26 protein-coding genes and 4 pseudogenes are annotated in these 24,627 nt (G+C 52.8%); 2 read left to right on the forward strand and 28 right to left on the reverse strand.

The genetic code is table 11. The features are described from left to right. Positions 1 to 720: 720 nt before the first annotated feature. The 16 genes and pseudogenes from JCM2850_RS14840 to fliF form a co-directional block, all read right to left on the reverse strand. The gene (locus tag JCM2850_RS14840; protein WP_025872891.1) at positions 721 to 1,938 is read right to left on the reverse strand and encodes an EAL and HDOD domain-containing protein; all 1,218 of its coding nucleotides are present in this window, start codon (positions 1,936 to 1,938) and stop codon (positions 721 to 723) included. Positions 1,939 to 2,082: 144 nt separating this feature from the next. Next, a complete protein-coding gene (fliR, locus tag JCM2850_RS14845) occupies positions 2,083 to 2,892 on the reverse strand; it encodes a flagellar biosynthetic protein FliR (RefSeq protein WP_025872893.1) in 810 nt (269 codons plus the stop codon). A 49-nt stretch (positions 2,893 to 2,941) separates the two neighbouring features. Further along, entirely contained in the window at positions 2,942 to 3,211 is a 270-nt protein-coding gene (gene fliQ / locus JCM2850_RS14850; protein WP_025872895.1) for a flagellar biosynthesis protein FliQ, read from the reverse strand. A gap of 64 nt (positions 3,212 to 3,275) precedes the next feature. Next, a pseudogene (fliP, locus tag JCM2850_RS19790) lies at positions 3,276 to 4,036 on the reverse strand (flagellar type III secretion system pore protein FliP). A 2-nt stretch (positions 4,037 to 4,038) separates the two neighbouring features. Continuing rightward, complete coding sequence (gene fliO, locus JCM2850_RS14860) at positions 4,039 to 4,473, reverse strand: flagellar biosynthetic protein FliO (RefSeq protein ID WP_088177771.1); 435 nt, start codon at positions 4,471 to 4,473, stop codon at positions 4,039 to 4,041. After that, positions 4,473 to 4,892, reverse strand: a complete 420-nt coding sequence (gene fliN / locus JCM2850_RS14865; protein ID WP_025872899.1) for a flagellar motor switch protein FliN — start codon at positions 4,890 to 4,892, stop codon at positions 4,473 to 4,475. The genes fliO and fliN overlap by 1 nt, the downstream gene beginning before the upstream one ends. Next, on the reverse strand, positions 4,882 to 5,889 hold the full coding sequence (fliM, locus tag JCM2850_RS14870; protein WP_025872901.1) for a flagellar motor switch protein FliM: 1,008 nt from the start codon (positions 5,887 to 5,889) through the stop codon (positions 4,882 to 4,884). The genes fliN and fliM overlap by 11 nt, the downstream gene beginning before the upstream one ends. Positions 5,890 to 5,899: 10 nt before the next feature. Beyond that, positions 5,900 to 6,397 carry a flagellar basal body-associated protein FliL gene (gene fliL, locus JCM2850_RS14875; protein ID WP_025872903.1) on the reverse strand — a complete coding sequence of 166 codons (498 nt, stop codon included), beginning with the start codon at positions 6,395 to 6,397 and terminating at the stop codon, positions 5,900 to 5,902. 273 nt (positions 6,398 to 6,670) lie between these two features. Beyond that, positions 6,671 to 7,213: a flagellar hook-length control protein FliK gene (locus JCM2850_RS23120; RefSeq protein ID WP_025872904.1), complete on the reverse strand. Its 543-nt coding sequence runs from the start codon at positions 7,211 to 7,213 to the stop codon at positions 6,671 to 6,673. Continuing rightward, a complete protein-coding gene (locus JCM2850_RS14885; protein WP_159105189.1) occupies positions 7,210 to 7,410 on the reverse strand; it encodes a hypothetical protein in 201 nt (66 codons plus the stop codon). Before JCM2850_RS14885 ends, JCM2850_RS23120 begins: the two co-directional genes overlap by 4 nt. A 41-nt stretch (positions 7,411 to 7,451) precedes the next feature. After that, positions 7,452 to 7,934, reverse strand: a complete 483-nt coding sequence (locus JCM2850_RS14890) for a hypothetical protein (RefSeq protein WP_025872908.1) — start codon at positions 7,932 to 7,934, stop codon at positions 7,452 to 7,454. 14 nt (positions 7,935 to 7,948) lie between these two features. Continuing rightward, entirely contained in the window at positions 7,949 to 8,401 is a 453-nt protein-coding gene (gene fliJ, locus JCM2850_RS14895) for a flagellar export protein FliJ (RefSeq protein ID WP_025872910.1), read from the reverse strand. A 143-nt stretch (positions 8,402 to 8,544) separates the two neighbouring features. Further along, positions 8,545 to 9,941: pseudogene (fliI, locus tag JCM2850_RS19800) on the reverse strand (flagellar protein export ATPase FliI); the annotation flags it as partial. After that, positions 9,934 to 10,691, reverse strand: a pseudogene (locus JCM2850_RS19805) (flagellar assembly protein FliH). The pseudogenes fliI and JCM2850_RS19805, both read right to left, overlap by 8 nt. Then, positions 10,684 to 11,679 carry a flagellar motor switch protein FliG gene (gene fliG, locus JCM2850_RS14910; RefSeq protein ID WP_025872911.1) on the reverse strand — a complete coding sequence of 332 codons (996 nt, stop codon included), beginning with the start codon at positions 11,677 to 11,679 and terminating at the stop codon, positions 10,684 to 10,686. The pseudogene JCM2850_RS19805 and the gene fliG overlap by 8 nt, the downstream one beginning before the upstream one ends. Next, positions 11,679 to 13,442: a flagellar basal-body MS-ring/collar protein FliF gene (gene fliF / locus JCM2850_RS14915; protein ID WP_025872913.1), complete on the reverse strand. Its 1,764-nt coding sequence runs from the start codon at positions 13,440 to 13,442 to the stop codon at positions 11,679 to 11,681. The genes fliG and fliF overlap by 1 nt, the downstream gene beginning before the upstream one ends. 270 nt (positions 13,443 to 13,712) lie before the next feature. Between fliF and fliE the strand changes: the two genes are divergently transcribed. Then, the gene (gene fliE, locus JCM2850_RS19810) at positions 13,713 to 14,066 is read left to right on the forward strand and encodes a flagellar hook-basal body complex protein FliE (protein WP_036266410.1); all 354 of its coding nucleotides are present in this window, start codon (positions 13,713 to 13,715) and stop codon (positions 14,064 to 14,066) included. A gap of 183 nt (positions 14,067 to 14,249) precedes the next feature. Here fliE and JCM2850_RS14925 read toward each other — a convergent pair whose 3' ends face one another. The 12 genes and pseudogenes from JCM2850_RS14925 to JCM2850_RS19820 form a co-directional block, all read right to left on the reverse strand. Beyond that, positions 14,250 to 14,564, reverse strand: coding sequence for an EscU/YscU/HrcU family type III secretion system export apparatus switch protein (locus JCM2850_RS14925; protein WP_025872915.1), 315 nt, complete (start codon positions 14,562 to 14,564; stop codon positions 14,250 to 14,252). A gap of 6 nt (positions 14,565 to 14,570) precedes the next feature. Then, positions 14,571 to 15,194 carry a flagellar hook-length control protein FliK gene (fliK, locus tag JCM2850_RS14930; RefSeq protein WP_025872916.1) on the reverse strand — a complete coding sequence of 208 codons (624 nt, stop codon included), beginning with the start codon at positions 15,192 to 15,194 and terminating at the stop codon, positions 14,571 to 14,573. Then, positions 15,191 to 15,595, reverse strand: a complete 405-nt coding sequence (locus JCM2850_RS14935) for a hypothetical protein (RefSeq protein WP_025872917.1) — start codon at positions 15,593 to 15,595, stop codon at positions 15,191 to 15,193. Before JCM2850_RS14935 ends, fliK begins: the two co-directional genes overlap by 4 nt. Beyond that, positions 15,592 to 15,933: a flagellar protein FliT gene (locus tag JCM2850_RS14940; protein ID WP_025872918.1), complete on the reverse strand. Its 342-nt coding sequence runs from the start codon at positions 15,931 to 15,933 to the stop codon at positions 15,592 to 15,594. Before JCM2850_RS14940 ends, JCM2850_RS14935 begins: the two co-directional genes overlap by 4 nt. Beyond that, the gene (gene fliS / locus JCM2850_RS14945) at positions 15,930 to 16,403 is read right to left on the reverse strand and encodes a flagellar export chaperone FliS (protein ID WP_025872919.1); all 474 of its coding nucleotides are present in this window, start codon (positions 16,401 to 16,403) and stop codon (positions 15,930 to 15,932) included. Before fliS ends, JCM2850_RS14940 begins: the two co-directional genes overlap by 4 nt. A 14-nt stretch (positions 16,404 to 16,417) precedes the next feature. Then, positions 16,418 to 17,092, reverse strand: coding sequence for a flagellar filament capping protein FliD (gene fliD / locus JCM2850_RS23130; protein WP_234406299.1), 675 nt, complete (start codon positions 17,090 to 17,092; stop codon positions 16,418 to 16,420). A gap of 29 nt (positions 17,093 to 17,121) precedes the next feature. Next, a pseudogene (gene fliD, locus JCM2850_RS23140) lies at positions 17,122 to 18,419 on the reverse strand (flagellar filament capping protein FliD). Between the two features lie 52 nt (positions 18,420 to 18,471). After that, on the reverse strand, positions 18,472 to 18,834 hold the full coding sequence (locus tag JCM2850_RS14955) for a flagellar protein FlaG (protein WP_025872920.1): 363 nt from the start codon (positions 18,832 to 18,834) through the stop codon (positions 18,472 to 18,474). A 75-nt stretch (positions 18,835 to 18,909) separates the two neighbouring features. Beyond that, positions 18,910 to 19,710, reverse strand: a complete 801-nt coding sequence (locus JCM2850_RS14960) for a flagellin N-terminal helical domain-containing protein (RefSeq protein ID WP_025872922.1) — start codon at positions 19,708 to 19,710, stop codon at positions 18,910 to 18,912. Positions 19,711 to 20,208: 498 nt separating this feature from the next. Then, positions 20,209 to 20,856: a response regulator gene (locus JCM2850_RS14965; protein WP_025872924.1), complete on the reverse strand. Its 648-nt coding sequence runs from the start codon at positions 20,854 to 20,856 to the stop codon at positions 20,209 to 20,211. A gap of 39 nt (positions 20,857 to 20,895) precedes the next feature. Continuing rightward, positions 20,896 to 21,303 carry a sensor histidine kinase gene (locus JCM2850_RS20720; protein WP_051525454.1) on the reverse strand — a complete coding sequence of 136 codons (408 nt, stop codon included), beginning with the start codon at positions 21,301 to 21,303 and terminating at the stop codon, positions 20,896 to 20,898. After that, complete coding sequence (locus JCM2850_RS19820; RefSeq protein ID WP_148301304.1) at positions 21,258 to 22,352, reverse strand: histidine kinase; 1,095 nt, start codon at positions 22,350 to 22,352, stop codon at positions 21,258 to 21,260. The genes JCM2850_RS20720 and JCM2850_RS19820 overlap by 46 nt, the downstream gene beginning before the upstream one ends. A gap of 235 nt (positions 22,353 to 22,587) precedes the next feature. Here JCM2850_RS19820 and JCM2850_RS14975 point away from each other — a divergent pair, with 235 nt between their 5' ends. Continuing rightward, positions 22,588 to 24,603: a TonB-dependent receptor plug domain-containing protein gene (locus tag JCM2850_RS14975; protein WP_025872926.1), complete on the forward strand. Its 2,016-nt coding sequence runs from the start codon at positions 22,588 to 22,590 to the stop codon at positions 24,601 to 24,603. Positions 24,604 to 24,627: the final 24 nt, after the last annotated feature.

Here is a 24,627-nt window from a genome sequence, read left to right on the forward strand (position 1 = left end):
CACGGCCGCCCAGGCCGCACCCGGGCCACCCGGGCCACCCATACCAGGAGGCCCGCCATGCTGGCCGCCCCCGGAGGACAAAGGCACATATTTCCACAAGGCATAGGCCACCGCGCCAAGAATCAGCAACAGAATCAGCCAGGGACGTAGGGACTTGATAAATGGTTTGGACATATTGGGTCAGTGATAGTGGGTCAGTGTTAATACATGAATTGGAATGTAGGGGCCGAAAACGAGGAAAACCACGCGCGGAAACCACCTTGAATGCGGTAGATATTAATTGCCAGCTGCAAAGCACGGCAAATTAATTTACACATCCCTACATCTGTCAGGGGAGGCTCACATTGAGCTTGCTGATGAGAACGCGGGCTATAATAGCTGAGGCTGGCAGCATCGCTGAAGAAATTAAAAATAAATACATAATAATCAATTATTTATTTACAAAACCGCTAGATATACGTGGTCAGTGTAGCAATGTTAATAGCAAGGGCCAGGCCTTATTGTAAGGGGGTGGTCTTACAAAGGCTTACATAAGCATGGGCTTGCTTAGCCGTTCCGGGCGAGGCGAAACAACACCTCTCGCCAACGGCAGCAGGCGTCAAAACTACTTAATACTACCTAAGCTCCCGCAATACCAGATGCTAGGGGCAAGCCTAGCAATAGTCTAAAAGTCAAAAGCCCGGCAAGCCGGGCTTTTGACTAAGCTGAATTGCGCAAGGATTAAACTCCCAGTGCCTCCACCCAAGACAAGGAAGCAATATGGCAATCATTCACCTTGTTATGATCCAGTTGCACGCTGTCTGCCAGTGCAATAATGCGGCTATCATCCTGGCTCTCGCAGGCCTCGGCCAGCTCCAGGAAGGGGCCGTAAATGCCGCTGCGGTGCAGCAAGGCATCGGTGATGGCTTCAGGCAGATCAATTTTTTCCAGCACTTTTTCCATAGGCATTTCCAGCATACGGTCCAGCAGGGAAAACACGCCCACCACAAACAGGTTATCGCGACCAGTCTTGTCGAAATAACCCTCGCCCAGCAGCTCAGTCAGGCGTCCGCGCGTGATGGAGGTTTTCATCAGCGCAGGTGCGGCCGAGTTTTCACCTGCGGTGACCATCAACAGGGTTAACCAGCGGAATAGTTGCTTGGTGCCTATGATGGTAAGCGCATGGCGTATGGACTGAATTTCACAGGACAGGCCGAAACCAACGGAGTTGATATAGCGCAATAGCTTGAAAGACAAGGCGGCATCGCGCTTGAAGCCTTCTTCTACTTCGCCCATATCCGCATCACGGCTGATCATGTTAAGCAGATCCAGCACCGAGGTGAAGGCCGGGTTGATGACTTTGGCGGTGAAGGTTTCGGTATGGGCAAAGAAGTAGCCCTGTACCAGGTCAAAGCCTATGGTCTTGCAGGCTTCAAATTGATCCTGCTGCTCAACTTTTTCGGCCACCAGTTTGACGGTGAGGCTTTGGTATTCCAGAAAGCGGCGCGCCACTTCGTCCATGGTCAGGGCCTGGGTGTCGATCTTGATGAAATCGGCACAATCGAGCAAGGCGGAGCCCAATAGGGACTCGCCTTTGTCCTTGACGGCAATTTTGTAGCCACGCTTGCGCAAGAATTGGCAGCGCTCTATGACTTCTGTGCTGGTAGAAGTGCGTGAGGATAATTCCAGCACGGTTTTGGCAGGCGGCAACAGCTCAAGAAACTCGCTATGCAGCATTTCCTCACTGATGTTGATAAAGGCCATTTTATCGCCCAGCAGCCATTGCGAGCCCATATCGCTGATGGTGTTGACCAGCACTCTAGTGCAGGCTTGCAGGCTGTTTTCAAACACAGCGGTAGTAGCCTCGCCACTATGGCGGAAGAAGAGTTCATAGGCCACTATGCTCTGCGCCAGGTTCATGATGGGCTGGCGGCCAATATAGGCTTGATCTTGTCTCATGCTTGCTTCTCTCGAGTCATCATTTCCCTTTTGCAATCCTGACGTTGAAGCACCAAGGTTAGCGTCAGGGTAAATGATGGATGTTTCAGGTTGAAGGCCTGAAGCTGCTGGATTATCAGGTGTTATGTTTACCGATTTTAATGTTTACGGCGCAGGAGGCATGACCTTGGCAGCGGTCACGGGTGTTGCAATCTCCTGCATGAATCTCATGCTTTCTTCCATCAATCTTTGCACTGGCTGCAGCATATGCGGCATGGCCAGGGTGAGGATGAGGAATCCCAGCGCTATGGTGATTGGGAAACCTATACCAAACAAATTGAGCTGCGGCGCTGTTCTGGTGAGTATGCCCAGCGCCATATTGGCCAATAACAAGGCCGTGACGATGGGCAGAGATATCAATAGGCCAGCACTGAATATCTTGCCTCCCCACAGGGCGATTTTATATGGATTCAAGGCAAAATTGGGCTGATCACTGATAGGAAAGCTGTGAAAACTGTCGAGCAGCGTGGAAATAACCATCAGATGCCCATTAATGGCCAAGAAGATCAGCATAGCCAGCACCACCAATAATTGGCCTATGGCGGTGCTCTGACCTTGCGTCTGCGGATCGAAAAAGCTGGCGAAACCCAGGCCCATGGTCATGCTGGCGGTATGGCCTGCCAGCTCAACGGCGGTGAAGATAATACGCAGGCTGAAGCCCATGGCTGCGCCTATAAGAATCTGCTGCATGAGGATAAGCACACCGCTCATGGAAAACACTGATACAGGCGGAATATCTGGCAAGGCCGGAATAATGGACAGGGTCAACACCAAGCCCAGCCCCAAACGAATCTGCCTGGGAATGGCACGGTGGTTGAAAATCGGCGCGGTGGTAATAAATGCCAGAATACGGGTGAGCGGCCAGATTAGCGTGGCTATCCAAACCTGCAGGAACTCGCTGCTCATGGTCACCATGTGCGTGCCCCTGCCAGTGCGAATATTGTTGTCACACTCACGGTGACGATCACCCAGCCAGCGTGGGTATGCTGGTCAACACATGCTTGAGGTAATCTGAAAACACCGACAGCATCCATGGCCCGGCAATGATCAGGGTGGCAAACACGCCTATCAGTTTGGGGATAAAGGTCAGCGTGGCTTCGTTGATTTGAGTCGCGGCCTGAAAAATACTCACCACCAGGCCTATCACCAGCACCACCAGCAGTATGGGGCCAGCCATCAGCAGCAGTACCTCTGCTGCATCACGCCCCATGGTCATGACATGTTCCGGCCCCATCATGGCAATGTCCTTTCACTCATGCTTGCTTGCACTCTCACTCCTGCTTTCATGCTGCCGCCCGTCAGTAGAAACTCTGGGCCAGCGAGCCCAGCAGTAATTGCCAGCCGTCCACCAGCACAAACAACATGAGCTTGAACGGCAAGGCGACAATCGCCGGAGACACCATCATCATGCCCATGGACATCAGGATGCTAGCCACCACCATATCGATGATGAGGAAAGGAATGAAGATGGCAAAGCCAATCTGGAAAGCGGTCTTGAGTTCGCTGGTCATATAGGCAGGCACCAGCACGCGCAGCGGTACATCTTCAGGTTTTTCCACTGCATCGGTACGCGACATTTTAAAGAACAGGGCCAGGTCAGACTCACGCGTCTGCTTGAGCATGAACTCCTTGAGTGGTACCGCACCACGCTGCATGGCTTCCTGCATGCTGATTCTATCTTCATCCAGCGGCTGGTAAGCTCGGTGTAGATACGGTCAAACACCGGGCTCATGACAAAGAACGTCAGGAACAGCGCCAGGCCCACCAATACCTGATTAGGAGGCGAAGATTGTGTGCCCAGTGCCTGACGCAACAAGGAAAGCACGATGATGATGCGCGTGAAGCTGGTCATCATCAGCAGTGCCGCAGGCAGGAAAGACAGGCTGGTGAGCAGGATCAGCGTCTGTATGGTCAGGGTATAGTTCTGGCCACCGCCAGCTGCGGGCTGGCTGCTGATAATGCCCAGGCCACCGGGCTCGGCCGCGTGGCCTATCAGGGGCAGGACTAGCAGGGCCAGCGCCAGCAAGGGCAATAGGGGACGGAAAAGACGTGACAGCATACTTAGGGTTTTCTTTGCAGGGATTGCTTGAGCCAGCTGGCAAATGGCTTGCCTGCAATGGGTGGCACTGGGTTAACTGCCAGCGGCGGCAGTTCCTGGCCTGGGTCGAGGTTGGCAAGCTGGGTAACCTGACCTGGTGCCACGCCCAGTACCAGCCAGCGATCGGCCACTTCCACTACCACTACGCGTTCGCGGCTGCCTACACTGACGCCGCCCACGATGCGCACCACGGATTGCTGTTTCAGGCCAGGGGTGAGGCGTTTCATCAGCCAGGCAATCAATATCATGATGCCCAGCACTGCAGCCAGGCCTAGCACCATACGCAACAGGCTAGCACTGGCTGATACTTCTTCCACTGCCGCCAGGGCAATGACAGGCAAGCCCAGCAGCAGCCCTGCCAGCAAGGTGTTGCCCAGCATGCGTTTCATATTGAACATTATCTGTTGATTTTACGGATGCGTTCGGCTGGGGTGATGATATCAGTGAGGCGGATACCAAATTTGTCGTTAACTACCACGACTTCACCCTGGGCAATCAGGCAGCCATTGACCAGCACATCCATGGGCTCACCTGCCAGGCCATCAAGCTCTACCACCGAGCCTTGCGCCAATTGCAGCAGGTTTTTGATGGCGATCTTGGTCCGGCCCAATTCCACGGTCAGTTGCACCGGGATATCGAGGATGAAGTCGATATCATTCTGGGTTTCGTGCAATTTGTTCTTGGCAGAAAACTCGGTAAAGACCGGGGTTTGCTCGGCAGGGTTTTCCTGCAAGACAGAAGCTTCGGCCTGGGACTGCTCAGCCATGGCCGCACCCCAGTCATCCATGATTTGTTCGTCTGTGGGATCAATCGCCATAGGATTCCTCTCCTTTTACATATTCGCTGGAATTGGATCGCAGCAGTTTTTCTACCCGTAATGCGTATTGGCCGTTGAACAAACCATATTTGCAGCGCATGACTGGCACATTGTCCACCTTGGCCTCAACTTCTTCGTCTATGCTCAAGGGGATCACATCGCCTACTTTCATATTGAGGATATCACCCAGCATCAACTCGGCCTGAGCCAGGTTAGCCACCAGCACCACATCTGCACTTTGTATCTGCTGCGTCATCAGCCTGACCCAGCGCTTATCCACGCCTAGGGTTTCGCCTTGCAAGGGAGACGTCAGCACATCACGTATCGGCTCTATCATCGAATAAGGGAAGCAGAAATGCACTTCGCCACTGGAGGCACCAAGCTCGATGTTGAATGTGGTGGAAACCACCACCTCATTTGGCGTGGCGATATTGGCAAACTGTGTGTTCATTTCCGAGCGTATATATTCAAACTCCAGCGGATACACAGGCTCCCAGGATTTTGAATAGGTTTCGAACACAATATTGAGAATGCGCTGAATAATGCGCTGCTCGGTCTGGGTGAAATCCCTACCCTCAACCCGCGTATGGAAACGGCCATCGCCACCAAACAGGTTGTCAACAATCAGGAACACCAGTGTAGGATCAAACACCATCAGCGCCGTACCGCGCAACGGTTTCATATGCACCAGGTTGAGATTGGTAGGCACTACCAGATTGCGGATAAATTCGCTGTATTTGGAAATTTTGACCGGGCCTACCGAGACCTCGGTGGTACGGCGCAGGAAATTGAACAGGCCGATACGCAACAACCGGGCAAAACGCTCGTTGATAATTTCCAGGGTGGGCATACGTCCACGGACGATGCGCTCCTGGGTTGCCAGGTTGTAGTTACGTACTCCAGCAGGATCAACGGCAGGGGTATCATCTTCCTGCTCGTTGGTCACGCCCCTGAGCAGGGCGTCGACTTCTTCCTGTGAGAGAAAATTATCAGCCATATCTTTCTGCTTACTGAATCACGAACGAAGTGAAGAAGACGTCGTGGACGACTTGCGGCTTGCCACCCGCGGTAAACGGTTTTGAAAGCTGGGCGATGATGTCTTTAGTCAGTGCCTGCTTGCCTTCTACGCTGATCAATTCCGAGGATTTCTTGCTGCTAAGCAGCATGAGAATGCGGTTACGCACGCTAGGCATGTGCAATTTGATGAGATCTGCCACAGCCTGGTCTTCAACCTGCACGCTGATATCCACTTGCAGATATTGATCATCAGGATCAGGCTGCAAATTCACGGTAAAGGTCTCCAAGGTTACAAAGACTGGCTCCTTGGCTGGCTTCTTTTCTTCTTCCTTATGCTTTTCGCCATGCTCGCCATCCTTGTGCTGACTCAGATACCAATACGCACCTCCACCCCCCAGGGCGGCGACCAACACCACACCTACCAGTGCAAGTATCAGAATTTTCTTGGATTTTTTTGGCTGGACTTCTTTAGCTTCTTCTTGCGCCATTGCTATTCACCTTCCCGCCGCTATGTCAGCTGTTTGAAATATTATGAAAGAAACGGAAGGATAACATGCGCTAAATAAAAGGAGGAAACCAGGCCAAATCTGCATTTGAGCCAAGTCTGGCCTAGATATGCAAAGGTTTGTCAGACTTGGATGACTGGACGATCTCTCCTATGGATCACAGGGTAGTCCAGCGAAAGATTAAGTCCGGCCAAATCATGGCCAGACTCAAGAAGATTTAACAAAACATGGGCTTAAACCGCAGCCCTAAAATCATTAAACGTAGGTATCTACCATGCCCATAACCTTGGCGGCCTTGGCAAGCACTGGGTTGACTTCGTTATTGTTGGCATCTTGACCGGACTGAGCACGTGCGCCTGATGACTGCGATTGTGCCTCTTGTTGGCCTGAGCGCACATTGGCTTGGCCCAGTTGCATGCCAGATTGACTCATCATGTCTCGCAGATTGGCCATGCCATCTTCCAATGCCCGGCGGACATCGGCCTGATCAGAAAGGAAGGTGGTATCTGCCTGGCCGTTGTGCACATGGATCACCACCTGCAATGGGCCAAGATCAGGTGGATTGAGTGTCAGGGTTGCGCTTTGCTCGCCACCCGCCGCCATCCACACTACTTTTTGACCTATGGCCTGGTTCCAGCCAGTTTGACCAAAGGGGGCCGCTATTTGGCTGCTGCGTGGGTCTACCGCCAAAGCCTGGGCCGCAGTTGTTTGCGCAGTGTGGCCAGTGGCGCTGGTTTGTTGCAGTGCGGCCTGCTGTGCCAGGGTTTCGGCAAAACGTGAGCCTTGCTCACCAGTCAAGGGCGTTGCCTGACTGTCAGAAACACTCTTGCAGTGACTGCAGCGCCAGCTGATTTATCCAGCAAGGCTTCCAGTTCTGCCGTGCTTAGTTTGTCCAGCTTGCCACTTTCCGCCAGCACATCCTTAGCGTTAAGGTCGCGGGCCTGCTTGCCTAGTTCATCAACAGGCTGTTTCATCCCGGCTAACGCATCCCGCACCGCCCCCGCCACTGGTGACTGGGAAGATTGCACCTCTGGTGTCACAGGCTGCGCGATTGGCAGGCCTGCTCCTTGCTGAGTTGCTCGCCTGCCACAAGGGGAGCTAACGCTTCGTCCACGCTACTGTCTGCCAGACCCAGCTGTTCTGTTGCCTCTGTCGGCAATGCCTGATCGCCCAGTTGGCTAGCGCCCGCCTGCAAGGCAGGATCTAGCGCTTGCTGACCGGGAAGTGTTTGCTCAACAGGCTGCTGACCCTGAGCTTGTTCATTTGCCTTGATTTGTAATTGCCTGCGCTGCAAGTGCTGCGCCTGCTCTCTGGCCAAGACTTCACGTGTTTTAACATTGGATTCGGCATTGGACTGCTGAGTAGAGTCCTTGGTATTTGCATCCTTGGCCTTGACCTGGTTGGCCAGCACTTGCTTGAACTCCTGCCCGTCATTATTGGCCTGCTTGGCTGCCTTGCTCGCAGCCGCATTCATCGCTGCGAGGTTGACACTGACTGGATTGGGCAATGGCGTATTCATGGAAGTGCTCCTGCTTATTGTCTCGGGTATTGACGACTCAGGCGCATGGCATGTTCGTCCATGAGCTTCTGGTCTTTCTTCAGTTCTGCGGCCTGGGTGCGCTTTTCATCTCTATCCAGCAGCACATCGTAGGACAGTTTCTTTTTCTGGCACTCCTGCCACTCCTGCTTGCGCAGATTGGAGACCTGGCGCACACGCTCCACGCTCTCGGTCTGGCTCACAATCGCAGAGGAAAGCTTGCCAAGAAAATTCTGGTAGTTCTGGTAGATTTCAGCGGTCATGCCATTGCTCATGGCATGGTCGCGCTGGCTGACATAATCAGCGCGGTACTGCATCAGGATGCCCAGGCTTTTTTCGGCCTCGGCAAGCTGGCGGTTGGCCTCAGCCAAACGTTCGGCTGCAGTATCCACTTCTTTTCCCGCCAATTCCTGCAAGGTGGTGAGTACGACCGTTTTCTGGCTACCCATGCCCTTTCCCCTCCAATCTGTTGATGACTGATGGCATCTCAGTCATGCAGCTTCATATTATTGATTAGGTGATGCCTCAAACCATGCCCGAATAAAACATGTAAACACCTCTTAATTAAAGCTTGTCGCGAATTGCGTCGCTGCACCAGCTGCGCCAGATCCTGCACACTATCGCCCCAGGAAGCAGATTCGGCAATATCTTGCTGCAAAAACGCCTCAACTGCCTGATGCTTGGCAATGGCCTCATCCAGCACCGGATCACTGCCAGCTTCATAGGCACCGACATTGATCAAATCCTGGTTACGGCTGTAGCGCGAATTGAGTTGTTTGAGCTTGCGCGCGTTTTTCTGATGATCAGGCGAGGTGATGTTATGCATGGCACGGCTGATCGATTGTTCAATATCAATCGCAGGGTAATGCCCGCTTTCAGCCAGGCTGCGACTCAAGACAATATGGCCATCCAGAATCGCGCGCGCCGCATCCGCTATCGGGTCCTGTTGGTCATCACCCTCGGTCAATACGGTATAGAAAGCGGTAATCGAACCCTCACCCGGCTTGCCATTGCCAGCGCGCTCTACCAAGGCAGGCAGCTTGGCAAACACCGAGGGTGGATACCCCTTGGTTGCGGGTGGCTCACCTATTGCCAGCGCTATTTCGCGCTGCGCCATGGCGTAACGGGTCAGTGAATCCATGATCAGCAGCACATTGTGGCCCTGGTTGCGGAAATACTCGGCAATCGCGGTGGCATAGCTAGCGCCTTGCAAGCGCATCAGTGCAGGTACGTCGGCAGGTGCTGCCACCACCACTGAACGCGCCAAGCCTTCAGGCCCAAGGATTTGCTCGATGAACTCCTTAACCTCGCGACCGCGCTCACCTATCAGGCCAACAACAATCACATCAGCCGTGGTGTATCGCGCCATCATGCCCAGCAACACACTCTTGCCGACACCGGAGCCAGCAAACAAGCCCATGCGCTGGCCGCGACCTACCGTCAACATACTGTTGATAGCACGCACGCCTACATCCAATATGCTATCTATGGGCGCACGCGATAAAGGGTTGAGCGGGCGCGTATTGAGCGGCACGCTGTTTTCGTTGTTGAGCGGACCCAGATCATCCAGCGGACGGCCCGCGCTATCAACCACGCGGCCCAATAAAGCATCGCCTACTGGCAGATGACGCGCCCTGTCTATCGCTCTACGGCGCGGATGCTTGGCCTGATTGGGCTTGGGCAGCGCTTCGGCCACTTCTAGGGCAAACACCTTGGCACCAGGAGTGACGCCTTCAACACCACTTTGCGGCATCAACAACATGCGGCCGCCATCAAAACCCACAACTTCAGCCTCAACCCGGCGGCCTTCGGCCAAGGGCACATAACAGGCGCTACCTATAGGCAGCTTAATGCCCACCGCTTCCATCACCAGCCAGTAAGCTTGGTGATGCGGCCAGATACCTCTAAAGACTCGACGATTTCCAGCAGCTCGCTGCAATCCTTGAGGTAATCCTTCCAGCCTTGCTGATGGGCTAGCAAGCTAGTCATCTGCGCTGTCCTGCGCTTGATCGGCTTGCGATTTTACTGACTGGCCATGGTCTGGTCTGGCAGCATCCTTGCCAGTGCCAGTGTCTGCCCAATCACTATGCTGGGCCAGGGCCTCGCAAATCCGCTTCCAGCGGGTCTGGTTGCTGGCATCTATCTGGTTCTCGCCAGTTTCCACCATGCAACCACCGCGTTCTACGCTGGCATCTTCTTGAATTTGCCAGGTGGTATCGGCCATGTCTTCGTAAAGGTATTTTTTCACCACAGGCACATCAACAGGTTGAGGATGAGCCGCGCTGGCTTCTGCACCATAGACAAATAATGTATAGATTCCTGCACCACAGGCAGGATAATGCCAGGATTGACTTGCAGCCTATCCTTGATCATGGCCTTGGCGATATCCAAGGCCAGGGTCAGCAATTGCTCGGCAATATGCTCGTTGGCAGTGCCAAGTGCATCGCCCAAACTATTAAGCAATGCCTTGAGTTGTTCTTGATCCTGCTTGACCTGGGCCGCGGCATCGGCAATGCCAGCATCAAAACCCTGTTGCAGTCCAATTTTGTAACCTTCGCGCCGCGCCTCGTCCAGCTCTTGCTCCAAGCGCGCATTTCTTTGTTCCGGCGTTTCCAGTGGTGGTGTGGGGGCAGAAACCGTGACCGCAGGCCGTGCAGTTTCGCCAGACTCGGAGAACGAGGCCATTTCCCAACGCTGATAAGCGGTTTGCTGCTCTTTGGGAATGACGACGTTAGACATAAGCGTCCTCGCCCTTGCTGCCTAGCATAATCTGACCTTCGTCGGCCAATCTGCGCACCACTTGCAGAATTTGCTTCTGCTGCGCTTCTACTTCTGACAACTTGACCGGGCCCTTGCTTTCCAAATCTTCCTTCATCATCTCAGCGGCACGGCTGGACATATTGCGGAATATCTTGTCGCGCAACTCTTCTGTAGTGCCCTTGAGCGCCACAATCAAAGTTTCGGACTGCACTTCACGCAGCATGATCTGTATGCCCTTGTCATCGATTTCCATGATGTTGTCGAAGACAAACATTTCATCCATGATGCGCTGCGCCATATCGCCATCGTAATTCTTGAAGCTGTCCATGACGGTGGTTTCATTGTCCCCACTCATGTAGTTCATGATTTCGGCTGCCGCCTTGATGCCGCCTATCTGCTGTTTCTTGATGCTTTCATTGCCTGAGAGCAGCTTGGTCAACACCTCATTGAGTTCGCGCAGTGCGGTTGGCTTGATGCCATCCAGAGTGGCAATCCGCAGCATGGCATCCTGACGCAGACGATCGGTAAAGTGACCGAGAATTTCGGCGGCCTGATCTGGCTCCAGGTGCACCAGAATAGTGGCAATGATTTGCGGATGTTCGTTCTTGATGAATTCAGCCACCGTCTGCGCATCCATCCATTTCAGGCTTTCAATGCCGCTGGAATCACGCGTCTGCAAAATACGGTTGAGCAGGCCTGAGGCCTTGTCGTCGCCCAAGGCCTTGGTCAGCACCGAGCGTATATATTCATCGGAATCCAGACCTATGGAGGTGTTCTTCTCAGTTTCTTCCATAAAAGCCTGCAGCACGGATTCAATCTGATCGTGCCCCACAGATTTCATGGAGGCCATGGCAGTGCCCAATTTTTGCACTTCGCGCGGGCCCAGGTATTTCATGACCTCGGCAGCCTCATCCTCGCCCAGGGCGAGCATCAGGACTGCGCTCCTGACTATGCCGGTATCACTCATTATTCATTGACCCAATTTGTCACGATGCTGGCGACCACCCGTGGATTTTCCTTGGCGATCTGTCGTGCTGTGTCCAGATTTTTCTTGTAACCGCGCTCAGCCGCTGTTGCCCCAGCTGCCGAACCGGCCTCACCGTCAACGCCGCCCTCACCACGTGAGAGGCTGACGATGGCATCCTGATCTTCTTGCGCCATTTTCGCAAGCGCGGCCTCTTCCTTCTGTTTCTCTGGCGAGAGTTTATTCAGCAGAGGTTTGAGGAATTTACGGTACAGCAGGAACAGCACCAGCAGCACCAGACCGTTCTTCAGCCACTCCTTGGCGGTCTCGATATTGTTGGGGTCCTTCCACATCGGGATTTCTGGGAAGCTTTCCACGGTGTCAGGCATAAAGCTGCTGTTAACCACGGTCAGGGAATCCCCGCGCTCGGAGTTAAAGCCCATGGCTTGCTTTGCCAGGTCGCTGATCTGGGTTTTTTCATCATCGGTTAAAGGCCTAGTAGTGACCTTACCTTTGGCATCCACCACTTGCTTGTGGTTCACCACAACCGCAACCGTGAGGCGTTTGATACCGCCCATGGGCTGTTGTTGGTAACGCACAGTCTTATCAAGCTCGTAGTTGGTGGTGGTGTTCTTCTCCGAGTTCATGATGGGGGTGGTGACCGTAGTACCAGGCGGTGTGGTTGTAGTGGTCGTCACCACTCCAGCGTTAGTCGTCGTGGTTGGCGCAGCCCCAGCCGCCCCAGGGGTAGGCGCAGTGGTAATGGGTGCGGTTGCAGGCACGGGCGGTTGATTGGTCAGCGCACCTGGTACGCCACCTGCGCCCTGCCCTGGCAAGGTCTGGGCTTCACTGTTCTGCAAACTACGCACCGAGGCAGCATCAGGTGTTGGATTTGGCTTATAGCTTTCCGAAGCTTGATCAATCACTGAGAAATCCACCTCAGCACTGGCTTCTGCGTGCACATTCTTGGCACCCACCAGCGGCGCAATAATGGACTCTACGCGGCGAATAATGTTTTGCTGCATTTCATCTACATACTTGAGCTGCGTGGGGTCAAGATTGTTAGCGCCCTTGTCCTTGACGCCGTTCTCGGAAAGCAGGTTGCCGTTCTGGTCAACGACAGTCACATTGGAGATTGGCAGCTCAGGCACACTGCTGGCCACCAGATGCACAATGGCACTCACTTGACCGTGGTCAAGCACACGGCCTGGGTGCAGATTGAGCATGACGGATGCTGTAGGTTTCTGCTGATCTCGCGTAAAGACCGTAGGCTTGGGCATGGCCAGATGGATACGTGCCGCCTGCACTGCACCTATGGATTGAATGGTACGTTCAAGCTCACCTTCCAGGCCACGCTGGAAATTCACCTGTTCTACAAATTGCGAGACGCCGAATTTCTGGTTTTCCAGTAATTCAAAACCGATATTACCGCCCTTGGGCAAGCCTTGTGCTGCCAGCTTAAGCCTGACATCGTGCACATTGTTAGCGGGCACCAGAATGGCGCTGCCACCTTCGGCTATTTTGTAGGGGATGTTCATCTGCTCCAGCGCGGCCACGATGGCACCGCCATCCTTGTCGGAATAGCTGGAGAACAACACGCGATACTCAGGCTTCTGGCTCCAGAGCCAGAACACAGTCATCAGCGCAATGACGGCAGCCACGCCCAGACCCAGCAGCAACTTGTTGCCCAAGGGTGATTTCAGGCTGAACAAGTTCTGGGCTGTGGTGGCTTCTGCGGGTAATGCCGCCTCATTGGCTGCTGCCATAATACTTCTCCCATGGAATGGCGAATCACAATGCTGTCAGTGGCTGCAACCAGCTTACCACTGGTCACCGCTATATCACTGCGATGCCATTATCATGAGTGTACCGTCAATTTCATAGGCGAAATAAGGCAGGTTTTACCTGTCTGTTTGCAGGCAAATAGGTTGGTATCGGGTGATAAGCTGCTGTCATGTTGAAAAAGGTCCGCAAAGTTGGCGGTGACAGGAGCAAGGCATGAAAACCTCAGCGATAGATTCAGGCCGCATTGAAGCATGATGGCGCAACTCAAGGCGGCTGCCCAACGCCCGGGTGGCGAGTATGCCGCTGTGCAAAATGGCGTGAATGCGGCTGCGCAGAACGGTGACGCTGCCTCGAAACTGGCACAGACCCAGGCTACCCAGCGCGTGGATTTTGCCGAAGTGCTGAAATCCTCACTTAACCACGTCAATCAGACCCAGATGAATGCAGATGCGCTGGGTAAGAGTTTTACCATGGGCGACGACAAAGTCAGTCTATCGGATGTCGTGATTGCCGGGCAAAAAGCCAATATCTCTTTGCAAGCCACCATACAAGTGCGCAATCGCCTGGTATCCGCTTACCAGGACATCATGAATATGCAGGTATAAAACACTGGCCGTTGAAGACATTCACCGCTGGGAATTGGTATGTTGACCAGCAAGAATATAGTGATCGATGTTGCTCAATGCGGTGATCAAATGAGATGGCGATCTGCAGCCAGATGAGGTGTTGAGGCGGAACTGAGCTTTTAAGCGAACACTTGGGTGACAGACAACTCAAGCGCTTGAGGTTTAGCTTTCGCTAGCCTGCGGATCAAAATTGGGTAATGCACCCGCGGCCTCCAGACCGCCATGTTCCAACCTGTAAAGCCAGGCCAGTATTTCGGCGATGGCCTGATACAACGCCCCGGGGATATGTTCATCCAAATCCACCTGCATCAGCAGGGATAACAACTCTCTAGACTCATGCACAAATACATTGTGTTCCTTGGCACGGGCGATAATCTGCTCAGCCACCACGCCCTTACCCTTGGCCACGACCCGTGGTGCAAAATCACCGCTTTCGTACGCGAGCGCTACCGCCTGCTGCAAGCTATTATCCGCCATGCTCGCTTACTCCTCACGCACAACGGCCAGCGCATCCAGTGCCTGACCATGGCTGGTAAGCGCCTGCGCCAAGCTGGACAATTCAGCTTGCATGCGATTGGCTGCGTCAGAAGCGACAGCGGCCATGCGTACGCGCAAACGCCCTTCTTGCAGCGTGATATGCGCGGAAATTTTGCCCAGCGAAGGTAGATCCAACTTCAAGGTGCTGGAAACAGGGGCTTCTTCGGCCGTGGGTTGATCAGCCCCATGCTGGTCTTCGCGCACGGCTTCTTCCTGCAGTTGTACCTGCCAATCCATTTTTTGCCCCGGCCAGATTTCGCCTTGCCACTGAAAACGCTGGTTTTCCAGCACCGCCAATTGCTTGTTGATCAAGGATTCGGCCGCAACACCAGGCTGGTTCTGCGGCTCTTGCAAGAGTGAAGTGAGGCTGAGTTTGCCGGTGGCAAATTGTTCCAAGTGCGACTCATAAAACATGCCCGAACTGGTGAGCGCACGCTGGATATCCTGTGCCAATACACGCGGATTTTGTGGTGCATGGCTAATCACCGCCTGATTGGCCAGGGTTTGCGAAGATTCCTGGGTGCCAGTGTGCGCCAATTGCTGACTGAGTATTCTTGCCCCCGTGCTCAAGGCGGTAGTAACGCCAGCATCGGTGTTGGCAAAGGCACGGCTGTCAGCATCATGCCAGCTAGTCGCGTGGTATCGAGGGGTGCTTGGCCGGGGGCCTGGCCCAGCATGCGGAAGGTAGGTACTGGACTGTCTGCTACGTATTTCAGCAGCATCTGCTGACCAACATTGGCCTGTTGGCCCAGATCCATTTTATAGCTCTGGCCGTTGATATTGACCTGAAATACGCCGGGCTGCAATCTGGCCATGACCTGACCGAGGTAATCCTGCCCGCGAGTTAGCAGGCTGGCACGTAATGCCTGATCCTGGACGGTACTTGCAATCTCCTCTACCGCCAGCGCAGGTGCCACTCGCGAGAGTGGCGCAACATTCGCGACTGGGTCAGGAGATTGCTTGATAATCATCTACTGGGCCGTATCAATTGCTTGTAGGTATCGAACATCTGGCGATTGGCCGTGTGGTTGGTCAGCAAACCAGACAGTTTCACCATCCAGGGATCAATGATGTTGCGAATCTCGCGGTCAGAGGCGAGTATGCGCTTGAGGTGCGCCACTTTGAGTTGTTGCTCAGGCTCACGCAGCGGCTCGTCACAAGCCCCCACATCCGCCAGCTTGATGCGCTCAGCACACTCCAGCTCCAGGCTGGCCAATCTTTCCCAATTCTGTTGCTTGGCGGCTTCAAGCATCTGGTCGGTGATATCGACCACGGCTGCATAAAGGGACAAGGTTTGCTGAGTGCTCATGAGTATGCCTTTGCCAAATGGTTTTGTTGCTGCACTGCCTGATTACCCTGGGTCTGATTCGCTGCATTGGCCTGCACCGCAGGCTGCTCACCCAAGGCGGTCCATGCCTCGTTTAAATCCTTGAGCAGTTTAATGACTTCTTCTACCGCCGCAATATCGCTTTTGCTGTTGGCGTTGTAGAGACGGCCGGACATGTATTCATACAGGCTATCCAGGCTTTGGGCAATCTCGCCACCGGATTTTTGATCCAAGCTGGCACGCAAGCCATTATCTATGATGGTAATGGCCTTGGTCAGATCAGCACTCTTGGCAGCATAGTTATTCTCGCGCATGTGCTTGATAGCCAAGCTGCACGCAGCAATCGCACCATCGTAGAGCATGACGATCAAACGTGCCGGGCTTGCTGCCACAACACCAGTTTCTACACCCACGCGTGCGTAGGCGTTGACGCCTCCATTATATCCAAACATGCTGCCCTCCTTCTCTAGCTATTGGCACTAATCGCAGCCAGTTGCTGCGTCAGGTATGACTGGGTAGTCTTCAACTGGCTCACCAAGACATCCAGTGCGACAAACTGGGCGCGGTAGCGGGCTTCCACTGCGGTCAAGCGCACCGTCAGGGCTTCTTCCTGCTTGGTGACGCGGTTGACGGAATCGGTCAGGCCTTCAGTCTTGGATGCCAGGATGCCGGTGTCGCTCACCATCTCCTTGACCAGGCTATTCAACGTAGCAGCATAGCCCACGCTCAGATTGATATCGCCGCGTGCACCTGTGGTATTGCCCTGGATCAGCAAGGCCAGGCCTTCAGCTGCATTACCGCTGGCGGAACTGGTCAGCACCTGACCCTTGCCGGTAGCGGCAGCACCATTGATGGTGCCTGCCACGTCTTTGCCCGCGACAGCCGTTGGGCTACTGCCAAACAGGTCAGCAGCGGCATTGCCGCCCTTGATCTCGATTACGGCTTCGCTGCCATAACCTGGGGTGGTGATCTTGAGCACACCGCCTTCGACAGTGACTTCTGCCGTGGACTTGGCACTTGAAAGCTGGCTGCGCACTTCATTGGCCAAATCTGCTGCGCTGGCATAATTACCAGCCGTCAACGTGATGTTGTAAGTGCCCTCGCCTATCTTGATTTGCAGCGCATCATTGCTACCAGCCACGATATTCAGGTTGGGACCTGCGCTACCGGTCAGGGTGCCACGCTAGCTGCCTGGGTGATGTTCACTGAGTAGTTGCCGGATTGCGTCTTGGCACCCTGGGTGACATAGCTGACGCCGCTATCGGTGGCAGTGCCTACGGCAGAGAACAGCTTGGCAATATCATCAAAATTAGTGCTGATAGCATCCTTGAGCTTGGTGCTGTCTACCGCCAGAGACCCATCGCGTTGGAATGCCACACCTATCTGGCTCAGGGAATTGAAATCACCCACGCCAGTCACGGTTCTGGTCAAAGCCGAGCGAATCTGCGTCGAGATAGAGCGCGTCGTAGCATCCCCCAGCAATACACCAGAGTTTTTCTTGGTGAAGTCTGTGTGCTTTCGTCAAACTTGGTCAGATTGCGCAAAGTGGTGTTGAAATCATTGAACGCCTTGACGAAGGCATTCACCGACTCTTCAATCTTGGCCGAATCCTTGGTGATATCCAGTGAGACACTGGTAGTGGGATCGGCCTTGAACAGGTTCAGTGTCACGCCTTGCAATATGCCAGACACCACATTACTAGCGCTTTCTACGTCTATGCCATCAATGTTGAGCAGTGCATTTTTGCCAGCTTGAAGTTCACCCAGGTTTTTACCAGCCCCAGCGGCGGCAGTAGGATCGTAAGCCAGGCTGGAGAGGCCTGTGCCATCGGTATTGCCACCATCTGCATCTGCTACGGAGATTTTGATGCTGTTGGCAGCGCCAGATTCCTTGGAGGTCAACACCAGTCGGCCACCATTTTGCCCATCATTGACGATGGAAGCGGTTACACCCAGATCACCTGCATTGATGGCATCACGAATGCCCGTCAGGCTGTTGTTGGCAGCGGTAATAGTCAGGTTCTTGGGTGATTTGTCCGGATTGGCGGTAAAGCTGTTGTTAACGGCATCATACGTGCCCAAGGTAATGGTCAAAGTGCCAGTACCCACCGCAGCACTTGTGTTGGCAAAGCTGCTAGTCGCAATTTTATGTGCCTGCGCCAGCTGGCCAACCTTAATGGCGTAATTACCCACCGTGGCATTACCATCCGAGGTAGCGGTAAAGATATCGTTGTTACCGGAAGTTGCTGCCTGCACCTTGAATTTGCTAGTAGAGGCAAGATTGCCCAGGGCTGTCTGGAAGGTGGATAGCGAGTTTTTCAATGTGGCAAATGCAGAAATTTTTGCTTGATATGAGGTTTTCTGTTCATTCAACAAGACCGCAGGACGCTGTTCCGCCTGCATCAGGCTAGTGACGATTGCGTTAATATCAAAGTTGGTACTTGCAGAAATTCCGCTTGTGGTTGCCATAATCTTTACTCGCTTCCTTAAATACTCGCCTTCAGCATACTCACCTTAAACCTTAGGCAGTTTGTCGGATGATCAAGCCTTGAAGCTTGTCCAGCGTCTTTGAAATTGCCAGCACTTCCTCGTTGGGAATCTGACGTAATACTTTTTGCGTCTCAGAATCCACGACTTTGACCACTACACGGCCAGAATCATTATCAGTAGAAAACTGGATGGACTGCAGAATCGGTGATATGAACTCATTGATCTGCTTCACCGCGGTATCTACTTCTGCCTTGCTTACTTGACTCGTGGCAGACTGGGCCTGCTGCTGCACCAATTCCTTGGTACCTGGCAATGCACTGACTGGCGTAGCACTACGTGCTGAAGTGGGGAAACTTCCTGCTTGACTATAAACATCTATATTGGAGATAGCCATTTTCTTGATTTCCTCAAGCAAAACCCGCAGCCTCTATCTGAGCAGACTGCGGGAGTTAGTGCCTATTGTGTCACCTTAGCCACGCAACAGTGTCAGAACGTTGTTAGGCAAGGAGTTCGCTTGTGCCAGCATCGCAGTACCTGCTTGTTGCAAGATTTGACCACGAGTCAGGTTGGCAGTTTCCGAAGCAAAGTCTGCATCTAGGATACGGGACTTGGCGGCAGACTGATTCTCAACCGACACTTGCAAGCTGCTGATCACAGATTCAAAGCGGTTTTGCACAGCACCCAAAGTCGCACGGTTGGTATTCGCAGTGTTCAACGCAGTATCAATTGCAGTCAGCGCAGTGTTGGCATTGTCAGCAGTAGTGATGCTACCAGTGATTGTGGAAGCCGCAGTAGCAGCCACAGTGATAGTTTGACCGCTATCAGCACCAACCTGGAAGGTCATGGCAGTAGCACCGAATACTGCAGAGCCGTTGAACTTGGTGTCTGTACCCAGACGACCGATTTCAGTAGCCAGTTGTTGGAATTCAGCATCCAGGTTAGCACGGTCACCAGTACCGTTAGTAGCATTGATGGACTGTACAGCCAGTTCACGCATACGTTGCAGAGCGTCAGTTACCTTACCCAGCGCGCCTTCAGCAGTTTGTGCAAAAGAAATCGCATCGTTAGCGTTACGGATAGCAACGGTTTGACCGCGAACTTGAGCATCCATACGTGTTGCGATGGACATACCAGCCGCGTCATCCTTGGCGCTGTTAACGCGCAGACCGGAAGACAGACGTTGCAGGGATGTATTCAGGCTGGATTGCGAAGTTGTCAGGTTACGTTGAGCGTTCAGCGAAGCCAGGTTGGTGTTGATAATTGCAGCCATTTTCAAATCTCCTTCGATTTAAGTTAATTTCCAAAACCACGTGTTGCATTTGGTATCGCTTCACAGCTCTTGTTACGTTGCGCTGTTAAGACTGTTATCGGTCATTCCTGCGAAAAATTTAGCGGTGTTCTGCACTTATCTTTTCTCGCGGTTTGCATCGTTTACCAATGCCATGCTGCAGTTGTCGGATTACTTAAATAAATCTTTAGGGACCTCGCCTTTCTGCAATTAATATTTCAACACAAAATCAATTAAATCAATAACTTAAAATTTAAAAAAGAATATTATTTATCTTTAACCCTAAAGTTTTTTCACCTGTTTTTTACGGTCCAGCCAGGTCAAATTCGGTGAAAAATATTTTCTAAATTCAGGGTTGAGGGCCATTCAACATGAGCCTGACCGCTATATTAGCGAGGTCAGGCTAGTCACAATCGGCTTAACAGGCAGGGGAAATTGCGCCAAATCGGCGCATAAGATGTTTAGACGCTGGGGTTGTGATCAATCAACCAGATTGTTCTTGATCGCGTAATGCGTCAGCTCAGCGTTATGGCGCAGGTTGAGCTTTTCCAGCAGACGCGCTCGGTACATGCTGATGGTCTTGACCGAGAGCGAGAGATTCTCGGCAATTTCACCCACTGCCAGACCAGAGGCAATCATGGTGAGGGTCTGAAACTCCCGGTTGGACAGACATTCATGCAGAGGTTTGTCCGCATTGCCGCCAACTTGCTCGGCTAAAGCCATGGCCACTTCTTCGCTGATGTATTTTTTGCCCTTGGCGATAGTACGGATGGCCGTTACCAACTGATCCGAAGCGCCTTGTTTGCTCAGGTAGCCTGAAGCCCCTGAGCGCAAGGCACGAATAGCGTAAGCATCTTCCCTGTGCATGGAGAGCATGAGTATAGAAACCCTGGGGTGCGCCTTCTTGATCAAACTACAGGCCTCAATTCCACTACGATCCGGCAAGGAGATATCTAGCAGCATAATATCCAGACCACTCGTGCCCGCCAGTTTGATGGCTTCGGCCGCATTTTTGGCATCGGCAATCACTTCTATATCTTCGGTTTCGGCTAGGATCTGTTTCAGACCTTCGCGCAGAATGGCGTGATCGTCAGCAATAATGACTTTAATTGTTGGTGTTGTTGGCATGGTTGCTGTATGAAAAATGTCCGAATGGATAATGGGGACTCAAACCGTGACCGCATCCAGCTGGGCTGGTTGTAGTGGAATGGTCACAATGACAATTGTACCGCCTTGCTTTCCTGCTTGCACACGGCACTGACCGGAGAGTGCCACCGCCCGCTCTACCATGCCATTAATGCCAAAGGCATTGGGTTTCAGCACATCGGCTGGGGCAATACCTAGCCCATTATCAATCACCTGCATGACAATTTCCCGACTGGTGGCTTCCAGCGTAACCTCAACATGGCTGGCGTGGGCATACTTGGCAATGTTGGACATGGCCTCCTGGCAGATGCGGAACAAGGCAATGGCTTGGTCGGTACTGATATCGACTTCTGCATGATTGCAGGCAAACTCGCATGCTATGCCTATTTTTTCAGCAAACTGTGCGGCCTGCCATTCCAGCGCAGCCACAATTCCAAGCTCCAGCACATTGGGACGCAAATCGCTGGCGATGCGATGCGCAGACTCAAAAGTATCATCGACGATAGATTCGAGTTGGCGCGCTTGGCTAGCAAACTTTCATTGCTAGGGTCTAGCCGCTTGATGATAGAAGATAAACCCAGCCGAATTGCCGTCAGATTGCCGCCGAGGTCATCATGAATCTCCTGGGCAATACGCAGACGCTCTTTTTCCTTGATCTGCGCCATCTGCGCAGATAAACGCGCGAGTTTTTGATGTGACTGCCTAATGGCCAACTGCTCACGGCGACTCTGAGTAATATTGGTCATGATGCCTTCCCACAGCACGGTATCATCCGGCATGCGGCGTGGGCTGGCGCGCAGGTTGATCCACTTGATATCCTGCCACTCCTTCATCCAGAAACGTCCGGTCCAGTTCAACACACTGAGATTCTGTGCCGACTGACGGATATTCTTCTCGTAGGCCAGCCTGTCATCCTCATCAATCAGTGACAAGAACACATCGGGTTTGCTGATCAAGGTGTCTGCCTCCTCACCCAACAAGGGCTTACAGGCATCACTAAGATAAAGAAAACCAACCACCCCATCCCGGTTCATACGTGCCTGATAGACCACACCAGGGGTATTGGAGATCAGCGCGCTGAGTTTGGAGCCGCCATCCTGCAGCACATGGAGAATATGGCGGCTGAACGCACGGCTGTCGCGCACAATAAGTAAAGCACGTTCCTCACCACGCCCCACCAGCAGCAAACGGAATTCGGCAAAGTAACCATTGATCTCTTGTAGTGCATGGCTGATATCTATCAGTGGCCAATCCACAGGTGCAGTGTCTAGCACCTTGCGCGCCTGCGGCTGTGCCAAAGCCTGCAATAGTTCATCCAGTGGATAAGCATCTCTCTCGTATTCTTGCCCATCCACCAGCACCGCAAGCAGGTTAAGCCGCAATGGATCGATGAGATAAGCATCGTCCAGTGAGCTAAGTGCTGCGGATTCCAGATATTTGCGGATTTCCGATAAGGGGGACAAGGGTAGGCTCAACATGATGGCTGCCAAAAAAGACTACCTAGTTTAATTCACCAATTCAAGTCGAGTCACCAGTTGATGCGCAAACGGGGAATAAAAATTGCGGGCCTTGGATCAAGGGACTTTTGAATGCATCATCAACCTGACCTCGTTATATATTTACAAATACAATGAAATATTATCTAATCCGCCCTGATTCAAGCACTTGTCTTAGGAGTGTCTTGGTTTTGAATGACTTATTTCGGGGAGTTTCATGCATTACTACTACAAACCTCTGGCGCTCGCGCTGTTAACAGCCTGGGCAGCCAGTGCTCAGGCTGAGGTTGCACCTTATACCTTGGGTGAGATCAATGTCACCGCGCCCAGGGGTGAGGCTATTTCTTTGGCCGACGATGCCATCAGCCAAGAGGACATGCGTTTATTCAATCGCGAGACGGTTGGCACAGCACTCAATACCCTGCCTGGCATCAGCATGACCCAGGGTGGTCAGCGCAATGAGCAGTTAGTGCAATTACGCGGTTTCGATCTGCGCCAAGTCCCGGTGTTTGTTGATGGCATCCCGGTGTATGTGACCTATGATGGTTATGTAGATCTGGCGCGCTTCAATACTTTCGACTTGTCCAAGATTCAGGTCTCCAAGGGCTTCAGCTCGGTTCTCTATGGCCCCAACACCTTGGGTGGCGCCATCAACCTGGTCAGCCGCAAGCCCAGCAAGGAGTTTGAAGGTAGCATCACGGCAGGCCTCAAAACTGACCGCAATTTCAAGTACAACGGCTACAGCACCGATCTCAATATGGGGGGCAACTATGGCACCTGGTATTGGCAGGCCAACACCTCCTATCTGGACAATGACCGCTATCGCATGTCCAGCGAGTACAACCCCAATCGCTTTGAGAATGGCGGCGACCGTGAACGTGCTTACAACCGTGACGGCAAAATCAACCTGAAGATAGGGTTTACCCCAAGAGAAGGTGATGAATACAGCCTGAACTACATCAACCAACAAGGTGATAAAGGCAGCCCTGTCTATGCGGGCAATGATAGCGGCCGCACTGCCAATTACTGGGATTGGCCCAAGTGGGATAAGGAAAGCCTGTATTTCATCTCGCGTACTAGTCTGGGTGGCAACGCTTACCTCAAGGTGCGCGCCTTCTATGACAAGTTCAAGAACGTGCTGGAAAGCTACGATGATGCGCGCTATGCCACCATGACACGTGGCAGCTCATTTACCAGTATTTATAACGACGATACCTATGGGGCAAGTGCAGAACTGGGCTTTGAGATTGCCGCACGTAATACGCTTAAGTTTGCCGCACATTACAAGCACGATAAGCATGAAGAGCATAACCAAGGCAATCCGGTGCAAACCTTTGAAGACCGGACTGTCTCGTTTGCCGTTGAAGATACACACAAGATCACGGACAAGCTGAGCTTGGTTACAGGCTTGAGCTATGACGTGCGTGACACCTTGCAAGCAGAAGGTTTAAATAACGCGAATCGTATTTACGACTTCCCTAGAGGCAGTGCTCACGCTTTGAACCCACAGGCTGGCTTATTCTATAAACCTTCTGAGGATAGTGACATTCATTTGACTGTGGCCAGAAAAAGCCGCTTTGCCACTATGAAGGATAGATTCTCAGGTCGCTTTGGTCGTGCCGTGGCCAATCCAAACCTGGATACTGAGATTGCTACCCATTATGAGCTTGGTGCATCGGCTTTTGTCACACCGCAACTGCGCTTGCAGGGTGCCGTGTTCTATACCGACACCAAGGACATGATTCAGTCCGTCAGCCTGCCAAACTCAGCCTGTAGCGCAGGCGGTGGCCAATGCTTCCAGTTCCGCAATATAGGCAAGGTTGAGAGTCAGGGCATAGAGTTGGGCGCAACTTGGTTCAGCAGCGACTCTCTGGAAATAGGCGGCAATTACAGCTTTATCAATCGCGACAACCTCAGTAACGACCTGCGACTCACCGATGTGCCACGCCAAAAGTTATTTGCCTATGGCCGCTGGAAAGCCACAGATGCCCTGCAACTCGTCGCCAGTGTAGAGGCAGCATCCTCACGCTACTCACGCCAGAATTCCGCGCTTAATGACTGGTTGTCTGCCAAGGGTTATGCCACAGGCAATCTGAAGGCCATGTATGCGGTGAATGCTGACTGGTTTGCCGAAGCAGGCGTTAATAACTTGCTGGACAAGAATTACGCTTACACCGAAGGCTTCTATATGGAAGGCCGCAATATGTTCGTCAACGTCACCCGCAAGTTCTAAGCGAACTCAACCTTACTATTAGAT

The organism is Methylobacillus glycogenes JCM 2850 (genome assembly GCF_000617925.1).
GTDB classification, from domain to species: domain Bacteria; phylum Pseudomonadota; class Gammaproteobacteria; order Burkholderiales; family Methylophilaceae; genus Methylobacillus; species Methylobacillus glycogenes.

Coding starts and splice junctions, on each gene's coding strand:
- fliQ (WP_025872895.1), bottom strand. CDS start 3,211: ATGGGGCCGGAACATGTCATGACCATGGGGCGTGATGCAGCAGAGGTA.
- JCM2850_RS14975 (WP_025872926.1), top strand. CDS start 22,588: ATGCATTACTACTACAAACCTCTGGCGCTCGCGCTGTTAACAGCCTGG.
- fliE (WP_036266410.1), top strand. CDS start 13,713: ATGATGGCGCAACTCAAGGCGGCTGCCCAACGCCCGGGTGGCGAGTAT.
- fliJ (WP_025872910.1), bottom strand. CDS start 8,401: ATGGGTAGCCAGAAAACGGTCGTACTCACCACCTTGCAGGAATTGGCG.
- fliF (WP_025872913.1), bottom strand. CDS start 13,442: ATGGCAGCAGCCAATGAGGCGGCATTACCCGCAGAAGCCACCACAGCC.
- JCM2850_RS14890 (WP_025872908.1), bottom strand. CDS start 7,934: ATGAATACGCCATTGCCCAATCCAGTCAGTGTCAACCTCGCAGCGATG.
- fliR (WP_025872893.1), bottom strand. CDS start 2,892: ATGGTGACCATGAGCAGCGAGTTCCTGCAGGTTTGGATAGCCACGCTA.
- fliS (WP_025872919.1), bottom strand. CDS start 16,403: ATGTTTGGATATAATGGAGGCGTCAACGCCTACGCACGCGTGGGTGTA.
- fliO (WP_088177771.1), bottom strand. CDS start 4,473: ATGTTCAATATGAAACGCATGCTGGGCAACACCTTGCTGGCAGGGCTG.
- fliN (WP_025872899.1), bottom strand. CDS start 4,892: ATGGCGATTGATCCCACAGACGAACAAATCATGGATGACTGGGGTGCG.
- fliL (WP_025872903.1), bottom strand. CDS start 6,397: ATGGCGCAAGAAGAAGCTAAAGAAGTCCAGCCAAAAAAATCCAAGAAA.
- fliM (WP_025872901.1), bottom strand. CDS start 5,889: ATGGCTGATAATTTTCTCTCACAGGAAGAAGTCGACGCCCTGCTCAGG.
- JCM2850_RS14925 (WP_025872915.1), bottom strand. CDS start 14,564: ATGGCGGATAATAGCTTGCAGCAGGCGGTAGCGCTCGCGTACGAAAGC.
- JCM2850_RS14840 (WP_025872891.1), bottom strand. CDS start 1,938: ATGAGACAAGATCAAGCCTATATTGGCCGCCAGCCCATCATGAACCTG.
- JCM2850_RS19820 (WP_148301304.1), bottom strand. CDS start 22,352: ATGTTGAGCCTACCCTTGTCCCCCTTATCGGAAATCCGCAAATATCTG.
- JCM2850_RS14960 (WP_025872922.1), bottom strand. CDS start 19,710: ATGGCTGCAATTATCAACACCAACCTGGCTTCGCTGAACGCTCAACGT.
- JCM2850_RS14955 (WP_025872920.1), bottom strand. CDS start 18,834: ATGGCTATCTCCAATATAGATGTTTATAGTCAAGCAGGAAGTTTCCCC.
- JCM2850_RS14935 (WP_025872917.1), bottom strand. CDS start 15,595: ATGATTATCAAGCAATCTCCTGACCCAGTCGCGAATGTTGCGCCACTC.
- fliG (WP_025872911.1), bottom strand. CDS start 11,679: ATGAGTGATACCGGCATAGTCAGGAGCGCAGTCCTGATGCTCGCCCTG.
- JCM2850_RS14965 (WP_025872924.1), bottom strand. CDS start 20,856: ATGCCAACAACACCAACAATTAAAGTCATTATTGCTGACGATCACGCC.
- JCM2850_RS14940 (WP_025872918.1), bottom strand. CDS start 15,933: ATGAGCACTCAGCAAACCTTGTCCCTTTATGCAGCCGTGGTCGATATC.